This window comes from Rhizobium sp. 05L419, from assembly GCF_056397845.1.
Map to the genome: position 1 here is coordinate 1 of NZ_JBFTOF010000062.1, position 4913 is coordinate 4913.

Consider the following 4913-nt stretch of genomic DNA (forward strand, 5'->3'; position numbering starts at 1 on the left):
TTTTCGACCAACCGCCGAACTGTCTGAATTTCCTTATCCGTCACATGCTTGAACAGAAATTCACTGATGATGTCGAAGTGACTTTTCTCCTTTCCTTCGACCCTTCGTTGTTCCCTTTGCTCTGCAGCTTTTTGGCGATCAACAAGATCCTGAGCGCTTGGCGGCATCGCGTTTGGATCAAAGTCAGAATTTTGCGGCATCTCGTTTCTCCCTATGGTTCGACAGAACGACTAAGCGGCGCACAGCTCGATCGGCTAAAGGCGTCTTCGGGATCAGGAGTTTCCTCTTGAACCGTTGCCCGTCTGCGCAAGAGGGATCTGCTTGAATAGAGAAAGCTTGGCGTCTGAAAGTGGTCGAAACTTAGTTTACTGCTAGCGGGAGATTAAGGCAACGAGGGTCCACCTTGCGTACCGTCAAGGGGGAGATCAACGTCGCCGTGCGGCATCGAAATCAAGTTTTGGTCGCGGTGATCCGCCGTCCGGCATCTCCATCCGGGGCCGGCGACTGTCGCCTGGGCCATCGCTTTCGGCAGGACGACTGCGGCCGCCGTGAGACCTGCGACAAGATCCAAACGGGGGCTTGTGTCCAGCGGCCGGATCGGTTGGTCAGCGCCCTGCGACTGAACCACAATTTCACATTTCCCTATTCGCCTTGGGGTTCTGCCTAAACAGCGCTCGCTGCTAGCGACTTCAACCCCAACATGAACCGCACGCTCGCTGAGCATTCGGTGGTGTCGTGCATCTCATGGCGGTGCGAGACGGGTCTTTCGACGGCTTTACGGCTGGAGATAGCGAGCCTGGCCGGACGCTCGTAGCTGCTCGAGTGTCTTGCCAAGGCAGTTCCCTCCGTTTGGCCCGCCTACCGCCTTTGCATGCCCATCCAGGGAAATAGTCCCGGCAATCCGATCCGATGCGACGTATGTCGCCAATCCATCGGGAGATATCCGCGAGAGGTAAAAAGCGTGGAAGGTGTCTTTCACTTCGCAACCGATCATGAACGGAAAATCTCTAAGCTGGTCGCCCGCAGCGTCCGAATATGTTGCGGAACATAACTGAGACCAAGCCGAGGTTGCCAATACAAGCGCAATGCTCAGTCTGCGGCGAAAGCCAATCATATTCCAAATCGACATACGAAACATCGGTCGAGGCTCCTCTGGTGTGTTGATGGATCAAAGCGTCTCACTCTCTGCTCCGGCGCCAAGCTTGACGCGGCACCGGCACTACGTCCGTGGCTTTCGTGGCATTCGGATGACCTTGGCAAGCGACAACATCTCTTCGATCTCGGCCAAAAGACTTGAGATCAAATCCTGATATTCAAACCGTCTTGCCGCACGAATGCCGTCGGGAAGTCCGTCGACCGTCAGTAGCACGGCCTCCGCCGCAGCAAGGTCCTCGCACAATCCTCGGAAGCTGTCGTCCCGTCCGAACAGGACTTGGATCTCTTGTGACCGAGCAGGAAAAAACTCGCACGCGATTGCAAGACCTGGCGACGAAAGTGAATAGTGCGATCCTGACCCCATAGCAGCCCTCGACCTTGGTCAACTATCAAGTCTCATCATATTGCATGTCGCATATTTAAGGATGTATCATACACGAGGATACAGCAGTGTTCGTGGTCAGAAATGCCTTTGGGGCACGGATGCGGGCGGCTCACCTGGTTGTATTGATAGCGCCGCCGCTTCTCTTCGCGCAGCCGGGAACCACCTTCGGGTGAGCTGAACGAACGCGAGTGGCACATGCCGGTGTATCATTCGATGCCGGGGATAGATGCTACCCGATGCTACAGGCATTCCCGCTCCAAGCGCGCTACTATCGCCACCACTGACAGACTGGCGGCAGGCCGAAGGTGGCGTCGCACCGCCGACACGGCGACACACAACAAATCGGGAGGGAAACATGACCAAGATCTACGCCCTTGACGGTGAAGCTCCTGCGGAAGCGAAAGCGAAAAAGGACAGGTCATGGAACTACGACAAGGAACTCAACAGGCTTCAGGTGGAGCTGGCGCACCTGCAGGCCTGGGTGAAGAAATCCGGCGCGAAGATCGTGATCGTCTTCGAGGGCCGCGACGCCGCCGGCAAAGGCGGCATGATCAAACGAATTTCTGAAAAGGTGAGCCCGCGTGTGTTTCGCGTGGTTGCCCTGCCCGCGCCCACTGACCGTGAGAAGTCGCAAATATACATGCAGCGATACATCGCCCACATGCCAGCGGCTGGGGAAATTGTCATCTTTGATCGCAGTTGGTACAATCGTGCCGGCGTTGACCGTGTCATGGGATTCTGCAGCGAAAAGAAAGCTCAGAGATTTCTTGAAATTGTCCCCCGGTTCGAGGCGGCGATCGTGGAAAGCGGCGTGATCCTGTTGAAGTACTTTCTCACGGTCTCGGAGGAAGAGCAGGAGCGCCGTTTTAAAAAGCGGATTGAAGACCCCCTGCGGCAGTGGAAGTTAAGCCCGATGGACATCGAATCCTATCGCAAATGGTGGGATTACACACGCGCCTATGACGAGATGCTCCGCAAGACCGACCATGAGCAGGCGCGTTGGTGGATCGTCCCTTCGGACGACAAGAAGCGTGCCCGGATAAACTGCATTTCGCACATACTCAAATCGATCCCCTACGAGCGCATTAAGTTCGACGAACCGGATCTCGGCAAGCGTCAGAAACGACCGTCCGACTATCTCGAGGATCAGAGCCATAGGAACGTCGTTCCCGACCTGGCAAGCTAGGCGTCGAGGCGATCCTGCTCTTACTTCCCGGTCGCAAGCCGTCGCTCTTCTGATATCCGCCGAACGAGGCTGCCAGTGGCGCGGGGCCGCGGAATGTCTCAGAATCACGTTTTGCGGATAACTTCGAGCGGCGGTCCTAACAATTTAAGCACACCGGGATCAGATGGCATTTCCAGTATACGCGACGGAGATGCAAGGCTGCCCGGTTGATACGGCGATGACCCGCTGAAAGCGTCTGAATTTTCCGTTGGAGATCTTCGCCGCTATGCTCACCCTTCCCCTCATATCCAGCCTGCGAGAGTATCGGGTGGAGTGGCTTCGGTCTGATCTGGCATCCGGGCTGGCCATCGCCGCCGTTGGCTTGCCAAGCGCGATTGCCTACCCCGCGCTGGCCGGCTTGCCGCCAGAGGTCGGAATCTATGCGAGCATTCTGTCGGTGCTGGGCTATGCCCTGCTCGGCTCGTCGCGACAACTCATCGTGGGCCCCGACGCCGGCACGGTCACGGTGCTGGCGGCCGTTCTCGTTTCGTTTGGACTGTCGTCGACGGCCGAAAACGTCGTGGCTTCGGCGGCGATAGCCGCAATGGTCGGCCTCCTCTGCTTTCTCGCAAGTTTCCTTCGGCTGGGATTTATCGCCAACCTCCTCTCACGTCCGATCCTGACCGGCTTTATGACCGGAATCTCGCTGTCGATCCTCATCGGACAGATCGGTCGCTTCACCGGCGTGAAGATCGAGAGCGACGGGCTGGTTTCACCACTGGTCGAAATTGCACGAAAGTCGGACCTGATCCACTGGCCCTCGCTTGGGTTGGCGATCGGACTGTTCGCCATGCTCCGGCTTCTCGGAAAATGGCTTCCAACTGTGCCAGGGCCGCTTGTTGTGATGGCACTCGCGACCGCCCTGTCCTACGCTTTTGATTTTCAGGCTTTGGGTATTCGCGTTGTTGGCATCGTTCCGTCGCAGCTGCCGACGCCATCGATACCAATCCCCAATGTCGCCATCGGCGACCTGATCGTCGGTGCCGCGGCAGTGCTGATCGTCAGCTTTGGCGCAGGTATCGTGACCGCCCGCAGTTTCGGCGCGAAGAACCGATATCCGGTGGATGCCAATCGCGAGCTCCTTGGATTTGGCGCGGCGAACCTTGCGTCCGGATTGTTCGGCGGCTTTGCGGTCACAGCCTCCGATTCCCGCACCGCGATCAACGACCTCATGGGCGGAAAGACTCAAGTGGCGGCTGTCTTCTCGGCTGCCGCGCTTGCGCTGACTGTTCTTTTTCTCACCGACGCGCTGGCGATCCTGCCCACTCCCGCACTGGGAGCCGTCCTCGCATCGGCCGCCGTAAGCCTTATCGATCTCCGAACCCTGCGCGAACTGTGGCGGATCAGTCGGATCGAGTTTTTCTTTGCGCTTATCAGCATTGCAGGCGCCGTGAGCCTCGGCGTCTTGCAGGGAGTGATCATAGCCGTTGTCGCGACGCTGCTATACCTCGTCATGGAAGGAATGACGCCGCGCGATGCATTGCTTGGTCGCATTCCAGGGCGCGACGGCTTCTACAAGCTTCATCGCTATCCCCAAGCCAAGCCAGTCCCCGGTGTGGTGATCTACCTCGTTCAGGGCAGTCTGCTGTTTTACAATGCTGAGCACATCAAGAGCAGGATCGAAGCGATTTTTGCGACCATGTCACCGGATACCAAGTGGTTTGTTCTCGACGCAGGAGCTGCCGCCCAGATCGACAGCACCGCAGCGGTTATGCTCGAGGAGGTACGGTCAATGGCAGAGGAGAGGGGCGTAAAGTTCGCGATCGTGGAACTGCACAGCGAGCCGCTCGAAGTCTTGCGGCGCTCAGGCGTGATTGCCCGAATTGGGCCGGCAATGATCTTCGATGAATTGGAGGAGGCGGTGGACCTTGTCGATCAACTGCGTGGAGCCGCCGCATCATTTGACGCGCGATGATCCCGCCGGACAGGAGCCCTCGATGGTCTACGTCGCGAAGACTGCTTTGCAGCGCTCTGCCCGTCGCGCGACGAGGCCTCCCACGATCGTGTCCCTGGAAGTGGTGTAGGTCGCGGCTGGTGGCCGTGCTTTCCGACATAGGGCCGGAGGGATATCAGCGTGCCACAGCGGGCAAACTGATTTGCGGATCATCGCTCATTTGGGCCATGGTCTCAAGCGTCATATACCTGGCG

General features: G+C 57.9%; 3 protein-coding genes and 1 pseudogene. 2 read left to right on the forward strand and 2 right to left on the reverse strand.

Annotated features, from left to right (window positions below; all coding sequences use genetic code 11):
• A pseudogene (locus tag AC1DMK_RS30790) lies at positions 1 to 200 on the reverse strand (histidine kinase); the annotation flags it as partial.
• A gap of 575 nt (positions 201 to 775) precedes the next feature.
• A complete protein-coding gene (locus AC1DMK_RS30795) occupies positions 776 to 1129 on the reverse strand; it encodes a hypothetical protein (RefSeq protein WP_477864011.1) in 354 nt (117 codons plus the stop codon).
• Between the two features lie 766 nt (positions 1130 to 1895).
• Here AC1DMK_RS30795 and ppk2 point away from each other — a divergent pair.
• Together ppk2 and AC1DMK_RS30805 are read left to right on the forward strand one after the other, a co-directional pair.
• Positions 1896 to 2726, forward strand: a complete 831-nt coding sequence (gene ppk2 / locus AC1DMK_RS30800; protein WP_477864009.1) for a polyphosphate kinase 2 — start codon at positions 1896 to 1898, stop codon at positions 2724 to 2726.
• 265 nt (positions 2727 to 2991) lie between these two features.
• Entirely contained in the window at positions 2992 to 4680 is a 1689-nt protein-coding gene (locus AC1DMK_RS30805) for a SulP family inorganic anion transporter (RefSeq protein ID WP_477864010.1), read from the forward strand.
• Positions 4681 to 4913: the final 233 nt, after the last annotated feature.